The organism is Longimicrobium sp. (assembly GCA_036377595.1).
In the GTDB taxonomy this organism is placed as follows: domain Bacteria; phylum Gemmatimonadota; class Gemmatimonadetes; order Longimicrobiales; family Longimicrobiaceae; genus Longimicrobium.
This window is the reverse complement of record DASUYB010000130.1, coordinates 103,183-118,863: the sequence shown is the minus strand read 5'-3', so window position 1 is coordinate 118,863 and position 15,681 is coordinate 103,183. Positions and strand designations below refer to the sequence as shown.

The 15,681-nt window shown below is 72.0% G+C and carries 16 protein-coding genes; 14 read left to right on the top strand and 2 right to left on the bottom strand.

The features are described from left to right. The 10 genes from VF092_23225 to VF092_23180 form a co-directional block, all read left to right on the top strand. Nucleotides 1–382, top strand: a 382-nt coding sequence (locus tag VF092_23225; GenBank protein ID HEX6750225.1) for an asparagine synthase-related protein, incomplete at its 5' end; no start/stop codon positions are given. Continuing rightward, nucleotides 369–1,685, top strand: coding sequence for a glycosyltransferase family 4 protein (locus tag VF092_23220; protein HEX6750224.1), 1,317 nt, complete (start codon nt 369–371; stop codon nt 1,683–1,685). The genes VF092_23225 and VF092_23220, both read left to right, overlap by 14 nt. 84 nt (nt 1,686–1,769) lie before the next feature. Further along, complete coding sequence (locus tag VF092_23215) at nt 1,770–2,645, top strand: class I SAM-dependent methyltransferase (protein HEX6750223.1); 876 nt, start codon at nt 1,770–1,772, stop codon at nt 2,643–2,645. 71 nt (nt 2,646–2,716) lie between these two features. Next, complete coding sequence (locus tag VF092_23210; GenBank protein ID HEX6750222.1) at nt 2,717–3,559, top strand: polysaccharide deacetylase family protein; 843 nt, start codon at nt 2,717–2,719, stop codon at nt 3,557–3,559. Continuing rightward, nucleotides 3,556–4,311, top strand: coding sequence for a formyltransferase family protein (locus VF092_23205; protein HEX6750221.1), 756 nt, complete (start codon nt 3,556–3,558; stop codon nt 4,309–4,311). Before VF092_23210 ends, VF092_23205 begins: the two co-directional genes overlap by 4 nt. Continuing rightward, entirely contained in the window at nt 4,308–4,952 is a 645-nt protein-coding gene (locus VF092_23200; protein HEX6750220.1) for a sugar transferase, read from the top strand. The genes VF092_23205 and VF092_23200 overlap by 4 nt, the downstream gene beginning before the upstream one ends. 6 nt (nt 4,953–4,958) lie before the next feature. Continuing rightward, entirely contained in the window at nt 4,959–5,936 is a 978-nt protein-coding gene (locus tag VF092_23195; protein ID HEX6750219.1) for an aldo/keto reductase, read from the top strand. Then, the gene (locus VF092_23190) at nt 5,933–6,667 is read left to right on the top strand and encodes a class I SAM-dependent methyltransferase (protein HEX6750218.1); all 735 of its coding nucleotides are present in this window, start codon (nt 5,933–5,935) and stop codon (nt 6,665–6,667) included. The genes VF092_23195 and VF092_23190 overlap by 4 nt, the downstream gene beginning before the upstream one ends. A gap of 2 nt (nt 6,668–6,669) precedes the next feature. Continuing rightward, nucleotides 6,670–7,509: a transketolase gene (locus tag VF092_23185; GenBank protein ID HEX6750217.1), complete on the top strand. Its 840-nt coding sequence runs from the start codon at nt 6,670–6,672 to the stop codon at nt 7,507–7,509. Beyond that, entirely contained in the window at nt 7,506–8,444 is a 939-nt protein-coding gene (locus VF092_23180; protein ID HEX6750216.1) for a transketolase C-terminal domain-containing protein, read from the top strand. The genes VF092_23185 and VF092_23180 overlap by 4 nt, the downstream gene beginning before the upstream one ends. 326 nt (nt 8,445–8,770) lie before the next feature. Here the strand turns inward: VF092_23180 and VF092_23175 are convergent, their stop codons facing one another. Further along, nucleotides 8,771–11,197, bottom strand: coding sequence for a polysaccharide biosynthesis tyrosine autokinase (locus tag VF092_23175; protein HEX6750215.1), 2,427 nt, complete (start codon nt 11,195–11,197; stop codon nt 8,771–8,773). A 65-nt stretch (nt 11,198–11,262) separates the two neighbouring features. Continuing rightward, the gene (locus VF092_23170) at nt 11,263–11,910 is read right to left on the bottom strand and encodes a polysaccharide biosynthesis/export family protein (GenBank protein ID HEX6750214.1); all 648 of its coding nucleotides are present in this window, start codon (nt 11,908–11,910) and stop codon (nt 11,263–11,265) included. Between the two features lie 215 nt (nt 11,911–12,125). Here VF092_23170 and VF092_23165 point away from each other — a divergent pair, with 215 nt between their 5' ends. The 4 genes from VF092_23165 to VF092_23150 are packed head-to-tail and all read left to right on the top strand — an operon-like array spanning nt 12,126 to nt 15,679. Then, a complete protein-coding gene (locus VF092_23165; GenBank protein HEX6750213.1) occupies nt 12,126–13,496 on the top strand; it encodes a UDP-glucose/GDP-mannose dehydrogenase family protein in 1,371 nt (456 codons plus the stop codon). Nucleotides 13,497–13,504: 8 nt separating this feature from the next. Further along, nucleotides 13,505–14,464 (top strand): UDP-glucuronic acid decarboxylase family protein, encoded by a 960-nt coding sequence (locus VF092_23160; GenBank protein ID HEX6750212.1) that lies wholly within the window; start codon nt 13,505–13,507, stop codon nt 14,462–14,464. Nucleotides 14,465–14,474: 10 nt separating this feature from the next. Next, nucleotides 14,475–15,254, top strand: a complete 780-nt coding sequence (locus VF092_23155; protein ID HEX6750211.1) for a CpsB/CapC family capsule biosynthesis tyrosine phosphatase — start codon at nt 14,475–14,477, stop codon at nt 15,252–15,254. A gap of 59 nt (nt 15,255–15,313) precedes the next feature. Continuing rightward, the gene (locus VF092_23150) at nt 15,314–15,679 is read left to right on the top strand and encodes a cupin domain-containing protein (GenBank protein HEX6750210.1); all 366 of its coding nucleotides are present in this window, start codon (nt 15,314–15,316) and stop codon (nt 15,677–15,679) included. Nucleotides 15,680–15,681 lie beyond the last annotated feature (2 nt).

Below are 15,681 nucleotides of genomic sequence, written 5' to 3'. Positions count from 1 at the left end.
CCTCGTGCGCCATGTGCAGAAGCTCGACCCGCGCGCGATGCTGGGGAACGGCGACCTGAAGCCCGTCCTCCGCCGGCTGGCCGGGGGCACGCTGCCGCGCTCGGTGATCCACCGCACCGACAAGATGGGCTTCACCACGCCGATCGGGACCTTCGTGAACCATTCGGCGGGATTCATCCGCGAGCAGATCTCCAACTCGCGCTTCCGCGACCTGTACGACCTGAAGAGCATGAGCTTCCACGCCGAGACCAAGTTCTCGCGCGAGGTGTTCGGCCTGCTGATGCTGGACCTGTGGCTGAACGAGTACGCCGTGACCCCGCCGCGCGCGGCGGCCGGCCACGCGGCGGGCTCGCGGGCGGAGGTGGCGCTTGCCGCGGAGTGAGAGCGGGCGCGCCCCGCGCGTGGTGTTCGTGACCATCACCTTCGACCCCGAGCCGGGGGCGCTGCGCGGGCTGCCGCTGGCCAGGTGGCTGGCCCGGCGCGGCTACGACGTGCGGGTGCTGACCGGCTTCCCGCAGTACCCGGGCGGGAAGGTGTATCCCGGCTACCGGATCCGCCCCTGGCAGTGGGAGACGATGGACGGGATCCCGGTGCTCCGGGTGCCGCTCTATCCCAGCCACGACACGCGCGCGCTGCGGCGCATCTGGACCTACCTGAGCTTCATGCTCTCGGCCGCCACCCTGGGGGTGGCGCTGGTGGGCCGCGCCGACGTGGTGTACCTGTACGAGCCGCCCCCCACCAACGGGCTGGCGTCGCTGCTGCTGAAGTGGTTCCGCGGCGCGCCGGTGGTGCACCACATCGCCGACATGTGGCCCGAGACGGTGCTGGGGTCGGGGATGCTTCCCGCCGGCCGGGTGCAGAAGGTGGCCGAGCGGCTGATCGGCGCCTGGTGCCGCTTCCTGTACCGCCGCGCCGACGTGATGAGCGTGCTCTCGCCCGGCTTCAAGCGCATGCTGGTGGAGCGCGGGGTGCCGGCCGAGAAGGTGGAGGTGATCTACAACTGGACCGACGAGGACGCCTTCCGCCCCGTCCCCCGCGACCCCGCGCTGGCGCGCGAGCTGGGGCTGGACGGGAAGTTCAACGTGATCTACGCCGGCAACATCGGGCCGCTGCAGGGGATCGACACGGTGGTGCGGGCGGCGGTGCTGGCGGCGCCGCGCTGCCCCGAGCTGCAGGTGACCATCGTGGGCACCGGGCCGCTGAGCGACGAGGTGCGCAGCCTGGCCGACGAGCTGGGCGCCACCAACGTGCGCTTCGTGCCGCGGCGCGAGTACTGGGAGATGCCGCAGATCAACGCGCTGGCCGACGTGCTGCTGGTGCACCTGCGCGACTTCCCGTTCCTGGCCAGCACCATCCCCAGCAAGACGCAGGTGTCGCTGGCGTCGGGGCGGCCGGTGCTGATCGGGGTGCGCGGCGACGCCGCCGACCTGGTGCTGCAGGCCGGCGGCGGGGTGGCGGTGCCCCCCGAAGACCCCGCGGCGATGGCCGACGCCATGGTGGAGCTGGCCCGCATGAGCCCCGCCGAGCGCGACGCCATGGGCCGGCGCGGCCGCGAGTACTACCTGCGCAACCTGTCGCTCGACATCGCGGGCGAACAGCACGACCGCATCTTCCGGAGGCTGGCGGCGGGGCGGCGCCGCGCGCGCGCGCGGCTGGGCGCGCGGGGCCGCGAATCCGGCGACTGACGCGAGGGTCCGCGCCCGGCGGAGGGCTTCGCGCCCGCCGCGGCGCCCGCGTCCGCACCCCCCGAAACCGAACAGGGCAGAGGAATGGCCAGGGTCCACTACAACATCGAAGAGCTGGAAGAGCGCAAGCTCCAGGAGATCGAGCACTCGCGCAACCGGCGCAAGATCCTGCAGGGCTACGAGCGCTACGCCGACACCAACGCCGAGGAGCAGGCCGACCTGCAGACGCTGGTGCGCGACCCCGAGGCGTTCAAGAAGCACTTCGCCAACGTCAAGTACTACTCGATCCAGAAGAGCCTGGAAGAGTACGAGAAGGAGTGGCTGCGCGCGCGCTGCCGCCCCGGGGTGCGCGTGCTGGACTTCGCCTGCGGCAGCGGCGAGAACGGGATCCTGGCCGCCCGCTACGGCGCCACGGTGGTGGGGATCGACATCTCGCCCGAGGGGATCGAGAACGCCGAGGGCAACGCGCGGCGCGCCGGGGTGGGCCACCTCTGCTCGTACGAGGTGATGGACGGCGAGAACCTCACCTTCCCCGACGCCAGCTTCGACGTGGTGGTGGTGTACGGCGCGCTGCACCACGTGGACCTGGACCGGGCGATCGGCGAGTGCTGCCGGGTGCTGAAGCCGGGCGGCCAGATGCTGGCGCTCGAGGCGCTGCGCCACAACCCGTTCATCCACACCTACCGCAAGCTCACGCCGCACCTGCGCACCCCGTGGGAGGTGCCGCACATCCTGGGGGTGAAGCAGATCCGGCGCCTGCGCCACTACTTCGACCAGGTGGAGGTGCGCTACTTCCACCTGTTCTCGCTGCTGGCGGTGCCGTTCCGCAAGACGCGCGCGTTCATCCCGCTGCGCAACGCCCTGGACCGCTTCGACCAGTGGGCCCTGCGCTGGGAGCCGCTGGGGAAGTACGCCTGGATGTCGGCCATCTCCATGAAGGGCCCGCGCAAGGACGCCTGAGCCCCCGCCCCCTGGCCTTCCCCCGCGGGAGGCCCCGGGGGCGCAACCCTTTCACCCCTGTACGCGCTTTCGTGAATCCGAACGGCAAGGCCCCGCGGCGCCAGTTCCTCTTCACCATCGACGTCGACTGGATCCCCGGATCGCAGGTGGGGCTCGAGGAGCTCTACCGCTTCTGCGACGAGCACGCGCTCCCGGCGTCGCTCTTCATCACCGGCCGGTTCGCCGAGGCGTATCCCGCGCTGATCCGCGAGGGGGCCGCTCGCGGCTACCAGATCGGCACCCACGGCTGGGAGCACGGGCAGAAGGGGCGCGCCAGCGAGGAAGACTTCCAGCGGGCGCCGTACGCCTCGCAGCGCGAGTGGGTCGAGCGCTCCACCGAGGCGGTGGAGAAGGCCAGCGGCGTGCGCCCGGTGGCCTTCCGCGCCCCCAACCTGTGGGTGAGCGAGACCACGCTGCGGGTGCTGGAGGAGCTGGAGTACGAATACGACTCGTCGGTGCCGGTGCGGCGGCTGACCACCGGGTACAGCCGGCCCAACTCGCTGCGCTACTACCGGGCGCCGCTGGGCCCGTACCGCCCGGCGCGCGAGAACCTGGGGGCGCGCGGATCGAGCCGGGTGCTCGAGATCCCGCCGTCGACCTACTTCTTTCCCATCAACATGAGCGCGCTGCGGGTGCTGGGGCTCGCGCGCGTGCTGTGGGCGGTGCGGCGGGTGGCGCGGCGGGCGGAGACGCTGGTCTTCTACTCGCACCCGGCCGAGTTCGTCCCCTTCGCCGAGCAGGAGATCCCCGGCGACGTGCCGCAGCGCTTCCAGCGGGGGATCGGGCCCGAGAACTTCGAGGTGCTGGCGCGCTTCGTGGAATACGTGAAGGGGCTGGGATACGAGCCGGCCCTCTGCTCGCAGGTCCGGGCGTGAAGATCGTGGCGGTGACCACCGCCGCCGACACCTTCGGCGGCGTGTTCGCCCGGGCGTACCGCCAGGCGGGCGGGCCGGCGCCGGACCTCACCGTGCTGCTTCCGCCGCGCCCCGAGCTGGGCTTCCGCACGCTGGGCGAGCGGGTGCTGGCCGCGTGGAAGCTGGGGCGGCCGGCCACGGCGCGCGACCGCGCGTACGGGCTGCACCTGCCCTGGGTGGACACGCTGGCGGAGGGCGGCAGCGAGGTGGTGGAGGTGGAGAAGATCGGCGCGCCCGAGACGCTGGCGCTGCTCCGCCGGGCCGCGCCCGACCTCCTGCTGTCGCTGGGCGCGCCGGTGATCTTTCCCGCGCGCGTGCTGGAGGTGCCGCGCATCGGCGCGGTGAACGTGCACAACGGGCGGCTCCCGCAGTACCGCGGCCACTTCGGCACCTTCTGGGAGGTGGCGCGCGGCGAGGCGGTGTCGTATACCAGCATCCACGCGATGACCGCGAAGGTCGACGCGGGCGAGCTGCTGGCGGCGGAGGGGTGCCGCGTCACCGGGTGCGGGTCGTTCCTGGAGCTGATGCTGGAGAAGAAGCGCGCGGGCGGGCGCCTGCTGGCCGAGGTGGTGCGGCACGTGGCCCAGACGGGGGCGCTCACCCCGCTCCCCGGACGGGTGCCGCCCCCCGTGGGCTCGCCCGGCGCGCACTACTCCTTCCCCGGCGTGGCGGAGCTGCGGGCCTTCTCCTTCCCGCGGGCGGTGGCGCGGTGAGCGCGGGGCGGGGCTATGCCGCGGCCAAGCGCGCCTTCGACCTGGCCGCGGCCGCGGCGGGCGTGGTGGCGCTCTCTCCCCTGCTGCTCTCGGTGGCGCTGGCGGTGAAGCTGGACTCGCGCGGGCCCCTGTTCTACCGCGGCGAGCGGATCGGCCTGGGCGGGCGGCGCTTCCGCATCTTCAAGTTCCGCACGATGCGGCCCGACGCCGAGCGGATGGGAACGACCACGGCGCTGGGCGACCCGCGCATCACCCGCGTGGGCCGCTTCCTGCGCCGCTACAAGCTCGACGAGCTCCCCCAGCTCCTCAACGTGCTCTCGGGGGAGATGAGCGTCGTCGGCCCGCGGCCGGAGGTGGAGGAGCACACGCGCGAGTACGCGGGCGACGAGCTGGAGATCCTCACCGTGAAGCCGGGGATCACCGACTACTCGTCGATCCGCTTCGTGGCGCTGGACGAGGTGCTGGGCAGCGAGGATCCGCACACCCTGTTCGTCACCCGCTACCGCGCGGAGAAGAACCGGCTGCGGGTGGAGTACGTGCGCAACCGCTCGTTCGCCGAGGACCTGCGCATCATCTTCCTGACGCTGGCGGCTGTCGCCGGCAAGGCGCGGCGGAAGAAGCCCGCCGCCGCCGAGGGGTAGGCGCGGGTGGAGACCGTGGCACTGGGACGCACCGGGGTGCGCGTCTCCCGCATCGGCTTCGGGTGCGCGGCCATGGGCGGCTACGACTACGGCGCCGCCGACGACCGGGCCAGCATCGGCGCCGTGCACCGCGCGCTCGAGCTGGGGATCAGCCTGTTCGACACGGCCGACGTCTACGGGCTGGGGCACGCGGAGGAGGTGCTGGGCCGCGCGCTCGCGGGTCGCCGCGACGAGGCCGTCGTGGCGACCAAGGTTGGCGTGCGCTGGGACGCCTCGGGACGCACCCGGCGCGACCTCTCCCCCGGCTACGTGGCCCAGGCGGTGGAGGCGAGCCTGCGGCGGCTGCGGATGGAGCGGATCGACCTGCTGCAGCTGCACTGGCCCGACCCGGAGACGCCGCTGGAAGACACGCTGGGCGCCGCCGAGCGGCTGCGCGAGGCGGGGAAGGTCGCCGTCCTCGGTTGCTGCAACTTCGACGCGGCGCTGGTGGAGCGCGGGCAGCGCGCCGCCCGGCTGGAGTCGCTGCAGCTGCCGTATTCGCTCGCCGAGCGCGGGCACGAGGCCGTCATCCACCTCGCGGCCCATGGCCACGGGATGGCGGTGATGACGTACAACGCGCTGGCGCAGGGGCTGTTCACCGGCAAGTACGGGCGCGGCTCCGCCTTCGAGGGAACGGACCTGCGGCAGCGCAGCCCGCTTTTCCGGGGCGAGGCGCTGGAGCGCAACCTGGCCACGCTCGACCGCCTGCGCGAGGTGGCGGCGGCGCACGGGAAGACCCCGGCGCAGACGGCCGTCCGCTGGTTGCTCGACGCGCCCGGCGTTGCCGTGGTGCTGACGGGTGTCCGCACCGCGCGGCAGGCCGAGGAGAACGCGGCGGCCACGGGATGGTCGCTGAGCGACGACGAGCGCGCGTATCTTGAAGGCGCCGACGCTTCCCCCATCACGGCGGGGAGCGCCACACCCAACGAGTCCACTGAGGGATGAAGAAATTCCGCACGGAGGCCGAGCAGCAGGTGGGGCCCGCCATCGCCCGCATCTTCGAGGCCTGTCCCGACCCCGTCGACATCAAGCTCGAGAACTTTCCCAAGTACGTCAGGCGCCAGCACCTGAAGCGCTTCCTGGCCATGTACGAGATCTTCAGGCTCGTGCTGCCGGTGAAGGGAAGCGTGGTGGAGTGCGGGGTGTTCAAGGGCTTCGGGACCATGAGCTGGGCCAAGCTGTCGGCCATGCTCGAGCCCGAGAACCTGACGCGCCGGATCTACGGCTTCGACACCTTCGCGGGCTTTCCCAGCGTGCACGAGAAGGACGCCACGGCGGTCGCCGACGTGGTGCCCGGGGGATTGTTCGCCGACAGCCACGACGAGCTGCAGGCGCTGGTGGCCGAGTACGACCGCGACCGCTTCCTGGGGCACATCGACAAGGTGCACCTGGTGAAGGGCGACGTGGTGGAGACCATCCCGCGCTTCATCGAGCAGCATCCGCATCTCGTGGTCTCGCTGCTCTTCCTGGACATGGACCTGTACGAGCCCACCAGGGCGGCCATCGAGCACTTCGTCCCGCGCATGCCGAAGGGGGCGGTGATCGCCTTCGACGAGCTCGACAACCCCATGTGGCCGGGCGAGACGCTGGCGCTGGTCGAGAGCCTGGGGATGGGGCGGCTGGAGCTGCGCCGGCTGGAGTGGGACCCCTACATCTCCTGGGCGGTGATCGGGTGACGATGCAGACCCTGACGACCGCGCCCGACTTCGAGGCGATGCGCGCGCTGGCGTGGAGGCTCCGCCGGCACACGCTGGAGATGACCAGCCGCGCCGGCAGCTCGCACGTGGGCACCAACTTCTCGATGACCGAGATCCTGTCGGTGCTCTACTCCGGCGTCCTGCGCGTCGATCCGGCGCGCCCCGACTGGCCGGAACGCGACCGCTTCGTGGTCTCCAAGGGCCACGGCGCGGCGGCCGTGTACGCGGTGCTGGCCGAGCGCGGCTTCTTCGCGCTCGACGAGCTCGACACCTTCTACCTGAACGGGAGCCGGCTGGCCGGGCACGTCACCAAGACGGTGCCCGGGGTGGAGCTCTCCACCGGCTCGCTCGGCCACGGCCTCTCCGTGGCCACGGGGATGGCGCTGGCCGCGAAGCGCGACGGGCGGGACTTCCGCGCCTTCTGCCTCCTTTCCGACGGCGAGCTGGACGAGGGGTCGAACTGGGAGCCGATCCTCTTCGCGCCGCAGCACGGGCTCGACAACCTCGTGGCGGTGGTCGACTACAACAAGATCCAGAGCCTGGGAAGCGTGAGCGAGGTGATGGAGCTGGAGCCGCTGGCCGACAAGTGGCGCGCCTTCCGCTGGGCGGTGCGCGAGGTCGACGGCCACGACGTGCGGGCGCTCTGGTCCGCGCTGTCCGGGGTGCCCGCGGAGACCGGCCGGCCCACCGTGGTGATCGCGCACACGGTGAAGGGGAAGGGAGTGAGCTTCATGGAGCACCAGCTCCTCTGGCACTACCGCTGCCCGAAGGGCGACGAGCTGGAGAGCGCGCTGGCCGAGCTGGAGGCTGCCCGCCCATGAGAACCGCGTTCATCGAGGCGCTGGCCGACGAGGCCCGGCGCGACCCGCGCGTGGTGCTGATGACGGGGGATCTCGGCTTCGGCGTGTTCCACGGCTTCATGGACGAGCTGGGGCCGCAGTTCGTGAACGCCGGCGTGGCCGAGCAGAACATGACCGGGATGGCGGCGGGGATGGCGCTGGCGGGAAAGTGCGTCTTCACCTATTCCATCGCCAACTTCCCCGTGCTGCGCACGCTGGAGCAGATCCGCAACGACGTGTGCTACCACGACGCCGACGTGCGTATCGTGGCCGTGGGCGGGGGGATGTGCTACGGCTCGCTGGGCCCTTCGCATCACGCCACCGAGGACCTGGCGGTGATGCGCGCGATGCCGAACCTGCTCGTCGTCGCGCCGGGCGATCCCGTGGAGACGAAGCTGGCGGTGCGCGCGCTGGTCCGCCACCGCGGCCCCGCGTACCTGCGCCTGGGCCGCGCGGGCGAGCCCGTCGTCCACACCTCCGAGCCGCCGTTCGAGCTGGGGAAGGCGATCACGGTTCGCGAGGGCGGCGACGTCACCCTCATCTCCACCGGCGGGCAGCTGCGCGACACGGTGGCCGCGGCGGAGATCCTGGCAGCCGAGGACAGGGTGGGCGCGCGCGTCGTCTCCATGCACACGCTCAAGCCGCTGGACGCCGACGCGGTGCTGGCGGCCGCGCGGGAGACCGGCGCGATCTTCACCGTCGAGGAGCACAGCATCATCGGCGGGCTGGGGAGCGCGGTGGCCGAGGTGCTGATGGAGGCCGACGAGCGCCCGCAGCACTTCCGGCGCATCGGCCTGCGCGCGGGCTTCTCGTCCGTCACGGGCGACCAGGACTACCTGCGCGCCCACTACGGCCTCGACACCGCCGGCATCCTGCAGACGGTCCGCGGCGTCCTCGCCGGCGCGCCATCGTCCTGATCTCTTCTCGGTCGATTGCTGATGACGAAGCGGCGGCCTCCCTCGCGGAGAGCCGCCGCTTCATCCTCATGTAGATTCTAAAACAGACAGGTCTCACGCAGAGTCAGCAGGGTGAGCAGTTGAACTGCAGTTCACTGCTTACCCTGCTGACTCTGCGTGATACAAATTCATCCTCGACCTCACGCGGAGACGTGAAGTCGCGGAGATGCCGGTGCGGAACTGAGTTCTCCGCATCTCCGCGTGAGGTTCTCTTCGGCGTTGGGGAAACGAGAGCGGCGGCACCCCGCGCGGGATGCCGCCGCTCTCGACGATGGTGGCGGAGCGACTCAGTGCTTGCCGTTGCTGCCGTTGCCCTGGTTCGCGTACACACCGTAGGAGCCGTACGAGTACCCGTAACCGTAGCCGTAGTACCGGCCGCTCCCCTCCACGTCGACGTCGTTCAGCACCACGCCGCAGATGCGCGCGTGCACCTGCTGCAGTTGCATGGCCGCGTGCTGCAGCGCGCGCTTGTCGGTGAAGCCGGTGCGGGTGACCAGCACCGCCCCGTCCACCAGCCGCGCCATGATCGACGCGTCGGTCACCAGGTTCAGCGGCGGCGCGTCGAGCACGATCGCGTCGAAGCGCGAGCGCAGCTCCTTCATCAGCCGCGCCATGGCGTCGGAGCCCAGCAGCTCGGCCGGGTTGGGCGGGAACACGCCGGTGGGAAGGAAGTGCAGCACCCCGCCGTGCTCGCCCGGCACCTCCACCAGCGCCTCGTCGAGCGAGGCGCGCCCCAGCAGCACGTGGGTGAGCCCCGGCTCCGACGGGGTCTGCAGCAGGTTGTGCAGCGTGCCGCGGCGCAGGTCGGCGTCCACCAGCAGGGTGCGCGCGCCCTGCTGCGCCTGCGTCAGCGCCAGGTTCACCGAGCTGGTGCTCTTCCCCTCGCCCGGCACCGCGCTGGTGATGACCAGCGCCTGCGGCGGGCGATCGAGGGTGGAAAAGGCCAGCGTGGTGCGCAGCGCCCGGAAGGCCTCGGCGGCCGGGCTCTGCGGGTTGGCCTGCACCACCGGCAGCAGCCCCGCGATGCGGTCGCCCGACACGCGCCGGGCCCGGCTCCCGTTCTGCCCCTCGGTCTGCAGGCGGAAGCGCGGGATGAGCGCCAGCACCGGCATCCCCGAGGTGGCGGCCTGCACGTCTTCCTTGGTGCGCACCTTGGTGTCGAGCACCTCGCGCGCCAGCGCCGCGGCCAGGCCGGCCAGCAGCCCCAGCATCAGCGAGAGCACGCCGGTGCGAAGCGGGCGCGGGGCCATGGGCCGGGTGGGCACCAGCGCCGCGTCGATCACGCGGATGTCCGAAGCCTGCCCCGCCTGGCGGATCTCCGCCTCCTTCAGCCGCGTCTGCAGCAGCTTGTACAGCTCGCCCACCAGCTCCTGGTTGCGCGACAGCCGGGCGAACTCCACCTCGCGCGAGGGGATGGCGCCCAGCGCGCTGTTGAAGCGCGACAGCGTCTGCTCGGCCGAGCCGATCTGGCTGTCGAGCCCCTCCAGGTAGTTGCGCGACATCTGGTACAGCTGCAGCTCGATGTCCTGGATGCGCTTGTCGAAGCCGCGCACGTCCTCGTTGCGCTCGGTGCGGCGCACCAGCAGCAGCGCGCGCTGGTTCTCCAGGTCGGTCAGCGACTGGAGCATGTCCTGGATGGCGCGGTTGCTCAGGAACACCGGGAACGACGCCAGCTGCCGGAAGGGCGAGGGCGCGTCGGCCGCGCGCTGCGCGCTGCCCACCTGGTTCAGCAGCCTGGCCAGCGCGTCGCGCTCGGAGCGCAGCCGGTCGCGCTCGGCCTGCAGCTGCGCCAGGCGCTGCACCTGCTGCGTGGCCTCTTCCTGCGGGTTCACCACGCGCTGCGCCTCGCGGAACGAGCGCAGCCCCTCCTCGGCCCGCTGCAGCTCGCCCGCGTACTGCGACACCTGCTCGCGCAGGAAGCGCACGGTGCCCTGCACCTCGGCCCGGTTCCACGAGGCCTTGAGCCCGATGAAGGTGGCCGTGGCGGCGTTGGGCACCGCGGCCGCCAGCGCCGGGTCGGTGCTCTGGTAGCTCACCGCCAGCACGTCGGCCTTGGGGTCGGGGCGGCTGACGCCCAGCCCCGACTGCAGCGCCGCCACCGCGTCCTCGAAGCGGCTGACGGTGAGCGTGATCCGCCCCGGCGGGTCGTCGGCCAGCGAGGGGGCCAGCGCCAGCGTGGCGCCGCCCAGCTGGAACGGCACCCCGATGCGCACCCGCGGGGGCACGCGCACGCCGCGCACCGGCTTCTTCGCCTCGACCGAGTAGCTGCCGTCGTCCCGACGCTCCAGCACCCAGGTGCCGGCGGGGGCGTTGCGCGGCACCGCCAGCGGCCGCACCACCTCGGCGCGCGGGCGCTTGGGCTCGTCCACCTGCACCGCCAGCCCCAGCGAGTCCACCACCGCCTCGGCGATCTGCCGGCTGCGCAGGATGGCCATCTCCGTCTCGATCCGCCCCGCCCCGCCCACCCCCGCCAGCGGCGAGAGCTCCGACAGGATGTCGCGCTGCTGGCGGCTCAGGTCCAGGCTGAGCGTGGCCGTGCTCCCGTACACCGGGCGCGAGCGGACGATGTAGGCCAGCCCCAGCAGCACCACCGCCAGGGTGGTGCCCAGCACCAGCCAGCGGTTGCGCAGGACCCCGTTCCAGATCTCGCGGATGTTCAGCTCGTCTCCGTCGGCGGCGGGCGCCGCCGGAGGGGCTGCTTGAGTGGTCAGCATCGGTGCCTGAAGCTTCTTCCTGACATGGTTCGCCCTGGGCCGCGCGGCCCTTTGTCGCGCGAACGCTAGCGGTTGACGATGATGGCGGTGGTGATGATGGTGGCCAGGACCGACAGCCCCGAGGCCAGCACCGTGGCGCTGTTGCGGTCGAGCCAGCTGCGCCGCTCCACCACGATCTGGTCGTTCGAGCGGATCCCCGCCGAGTTCAGCGTCTGCGCCGCGTCGGCGCGCTCGAGCAGCACGGTGGTGCCGCGCAGGATGCGGATGCGGTCGAGCCGCCCCCACCCCGTGGCGCCGCCCGCCATGGCCACCACCCCGGCCAGGCTCACGGTGGGATCCACCGGGTACATCCCCGGCTTCTGCACCTCGCCCAGCACGTTCACCCGCCGCAGCGGCACGATGTTGATGGACGGGTTGCGCAGGTTGGCCTGGTACAGCCCCACCAGCCGGTTGCGCAGCTGCCGCAGCGGCACGCCCGCCACCGTCTGCGGGCCGATCATGGGCAGCGTCACCACGCCGTCGGGGTCCACCTGGAACTCGCCGGAGAGGTCGGGCTCGCGCCATACCGTGACCCTCACCAGGTCGCCCGGCTGCAGCGTGAGCGCGGCCCAGGCGCTCGAGTCGGTCTGGGGCGGCGCGGCGGGGGCCTGCGCGGCCAGGGGCCGGGCGGCGAGGGTGGTGGCGAGGAGAAGGAGCCCGAAAAACGTTCGCATGTGCCTGAGGCCGGGTGACAGGGACCGGACCCGATGGTCCAGCCTTTCAGTATAACGGGGAGAGGCATGGAGATACAAGCGCACGCCGCATACGTTCCACCCCGGCCCGCGTGTTGCGAGGGCGCGGGCGCGCGCGTACGTTTGCGCGCCTCAATGACTGAAGGCGGGCGGGCCCGGCGTGCCCTCCGCCGTTTCACCGTTCTTCCGGAGCACGCATGCACATCGCCGTGGTGGGGTCGGGCTACGTGGGCCTGGTGGCCGGCGCCTGCCTGGCCGAGACCGGCAACGACGTGGTCTGCGCCGACATCGACGCCGCCAAGGTGGAGCGGCTCTCGCGCGGCGAGATCCCCATCTACGAGCCCGGGCTGGAGCCGCTGGTGCGCCGCAATCTCGACCAGGGGCGCCTTTCCTTCACCGCCGACGTCTCCGCCGCCGTGCGCGACGCCGAGGTCGTGTTCATCGCCGTGGGCACGCCGCCGGGCGAGGACGGCTCGGCCGACCTGCAGCACGTCCTGTCGGTCGCCGAGACCATCGGGCGCAGCATGCCTGCGAGCGGGCCCGACAAGATCGTCATCACCAAGAGCACCGTTCCCGTGGGCACCGCCAGGCGGGTGCGCGAGGCCATCGCGCGGCACACGGGGCGCACCTTCCACGTCTGCTCGAACCCCGAGTTCCTCAAGGAGGGGGCGGCGGTCCAGGACTTCATGAAGCCCGACCGCGTGGTGGTGGGCGTCGACCATCCCCACGCGCGCGAGCGGCTGGCCGAGCTGTACGCGCCCTTCGTGCGCACGGGGAACCCCATCCTGTTCATGGACATCGCCTCGGCCGAGATCACCAAGTACGCGGCCAACGCCATGCTGGCCACGCGGATCTCGTTCATGAACACCATGGCCGCGCTGTGCGAGGCGGTGGGCGCCGACGTGGGCCAGGTGCGGGTGGGGATCGGCTCCGACGACCGCATCGGCCCGTCCTTCCTGTTCGCGGGGATCGGCTACGGCGGGAGCTGCTTTCCCAAGGACGTGAAGGCGCTGATCCACACGCTGCGCGACTGCGGCGTCGATCCCGCCATCCTCGACGGGGTGGAGCGGGTGAACGCGGCGCAGAAGCGCCTCCTGGCCGACCGCGTGCGCGAGGCGTACGGCGGCGACCTCTCCGGCCGCATCTTCGCCGTGTGGGGATTGTCGTTCAAGCCCGAGACCGACGACATGCGCGAGGCGCCGTCGCTCACCATCGTGCGCGAGCTGTGCGTGGCGGGGGCGAAGGTGCGCGCGCACGACCCCGAGGCGCGCGACGAGGCGGGGCGCTACTTCGCCGACCTGCTGGCCACGGGCTCGCTGGAGCTGTGCGAGCGCAACTACGACTGCCTTCCCGGCGCCGACGCGCTGCTGGTGCTGACCGAGTGGGGCCCCTACCGCGTGCCCGACTTCGAGCGGGTGCGCGCCCTGCTGAAGGAGCCCGTGGTGTTCGACGGCCGCAACCTGTGGGACCCCGAGCGGATGGCCGAGCTGGGCTTCCGCTACCTCTCCGTCGGCCGGCGCCCCGCCGTGCCCGAGGGGGCGGGGCACTCCGCCGCCCGCGCGGGGTGACGGCCGGGATGCGCGTGCTGATCACCGGCGCGGCCGGGTTCCTGGGCTCGCACCTGTGCGACCGGTTCCTGGCCGAGGGGCACCAGGTGGTGGGGATGGACAACTTCATCACCGGCCACCCCGACAACATCGCGCACCTGATCGGGCGCGGCGACTTCCACTTCGTGCAGCACGACGTCACCAACTTCATCTACGTCGACGGGCCGCTCGACGGGGTGCTGCACTTCGCCAGCCCCGCCTCTCCCGTCGACTACCTGGAGAAGCCGATCCAGACGCTCAAGGTGGGCTCGCTGGGGACGCACAAGGCGCTGGGGCTGGCCAAGGCGAAGGGGGCGCGCTTCCTCCTCGCCTCGACGTCGGAGGTCTACGGCGACCCGCAGGTGCATCCGCAGCCGGAGAGCTACTGGGGGAACGTCAATCCCGTCGGTCCCCGCGGGGTGTACGACGAGGCCAAGCGCTTCGCCGAGGCCATGACCATGGCGTACCACCGCTTCCACGGGGTGGAGACGCGCATCGTGCGCATCTTCAACACCTACGGCCCGCGCATGCGGCCGGGCGACGGGCGGGTGGTGAGCAACTTCATCGTGCAGGCGCTGCGCGGCGAGCCGCTGTCGGTGTACGGCGACGGGAGCCAGACGCGCTCGTTCTGCTACGTCGACGACCTGATCGACGGGATCTATCGCCTCTTCTTCTCCGATCGCGCGGAGCCGACCAACATCGGCAATCCCAACGAGTTCACCGTGCTGGAGCTGGCGGAGAAGGTGATCGCGCAGACCTCGAGCTCCTCGTCCATCGACCGGCGCCCGCTGCCGGAAGACGACCCCAAGGTGCGCCGCCCCGACATCTCCATCGCCCACGACGTGCTGGGGTGGGAGCCGCGGGTGCCGCTGGACGAGGGGCTGGCGCGCACCATCCCGCACTTCCGCCGCCTGGTGGAGGAGCAGGGCTCCACCGCCCGCACGCTGTAGGCGTCCGCGCGTGATCGACTTCCACAACCACGTCATCCCCGGGGTGGACGACGGCGCCGCCGACCTGGACGCGTCGCGCGCCGCGCTGGCCGAGTACCAGGCGCAGGGGGTGACCGCGCTGATCGCCACGCCGCACCTGCGCGGCTCGGAGACGATCAACGAGGGGATGCGCGAGCTCTGGCTGACCCGCGTGGACGCGGCGTGGGAGCGGCTGCGGGAGATGGCGAGCGCCGAGTTCCCCGGCCTCCGCCTGGAGCGGGGCGCGGAGGTGATGCTGGACGTGCCCCTTCCCACCCTCGGCGACGCGCGCATCCGCCTGGCGGGAACGCGCTTCGTGCTGGTGGAGTTCCCCTTCATGACCGTGCCCCCGCGCGCGAGCGAGGTGCTGTTCGAGCTGGCGATGGCGGGGTGGACGCCGGTGCTGGCGCACCCCGAGCGCTACGCCAACCTCGACACCGGCCCCGACGGCGCGGCCGAGTGGCACCGCCGCGGGACGCTGCTGCAGGTGAACTGCGGCTCGCTGCTGGGGAAGTACGGCCCCACGGCGCGCGACGTGGCGTGGGGGCTACTGAAAGCGGGCGTGGTGGACTATCTTTGCAGCGACTTCCACACCCGGGGCTCGCTGCACCTGGCCGCCTGCCGCGCCGAGCTGGAGCGCCGCGGCGGCGCCGCGCAGGCCGCGCTGCTGATGGAGCGCAACCCGGCGCTGCTGCTGCAGGGCGCTCCGCCGGAGCCGGTGCCGCCGCTGGAGGGCGGCGGGCTGTGGAAGCGCCTGTTCGGGCGCGGGTAGGACCGCGCGTCCGCACCCTCTCTTCGATCTCCCTGACGTTTTTACCAGGCTCCCCCGACATGTCCGAGCAGCAGTCCGCGGCGCCGCCGGTGACGGCGCCGAAGGTGGTCCCCAAGCCGTGGGGGCGCGAGATCTGGTACGCGCACGAGGAGCGCTACGCAGGCAAGGTGCTGGAGGTCACCAAGGGCCACGCGCTGAGCCTGCAGAAGCACGAGCGGAAGATGGAGACGATGTACCTGCTCTCCGGCCGCCTGCTGTACCACTTCAACGGCGTGGACTTCGAGATGAGCCCCGGCGAGTGCATCACCGTGCGCCCGGGCGACGTGCACCGCGTGGAGGCGCTGGAAGACGCGGTGATCCTGGAGGTCAGCACCCCCGAGCTGGACGACCTGATCCGGCTCGAAGACCGCTACGGCCGCGGCTGAGC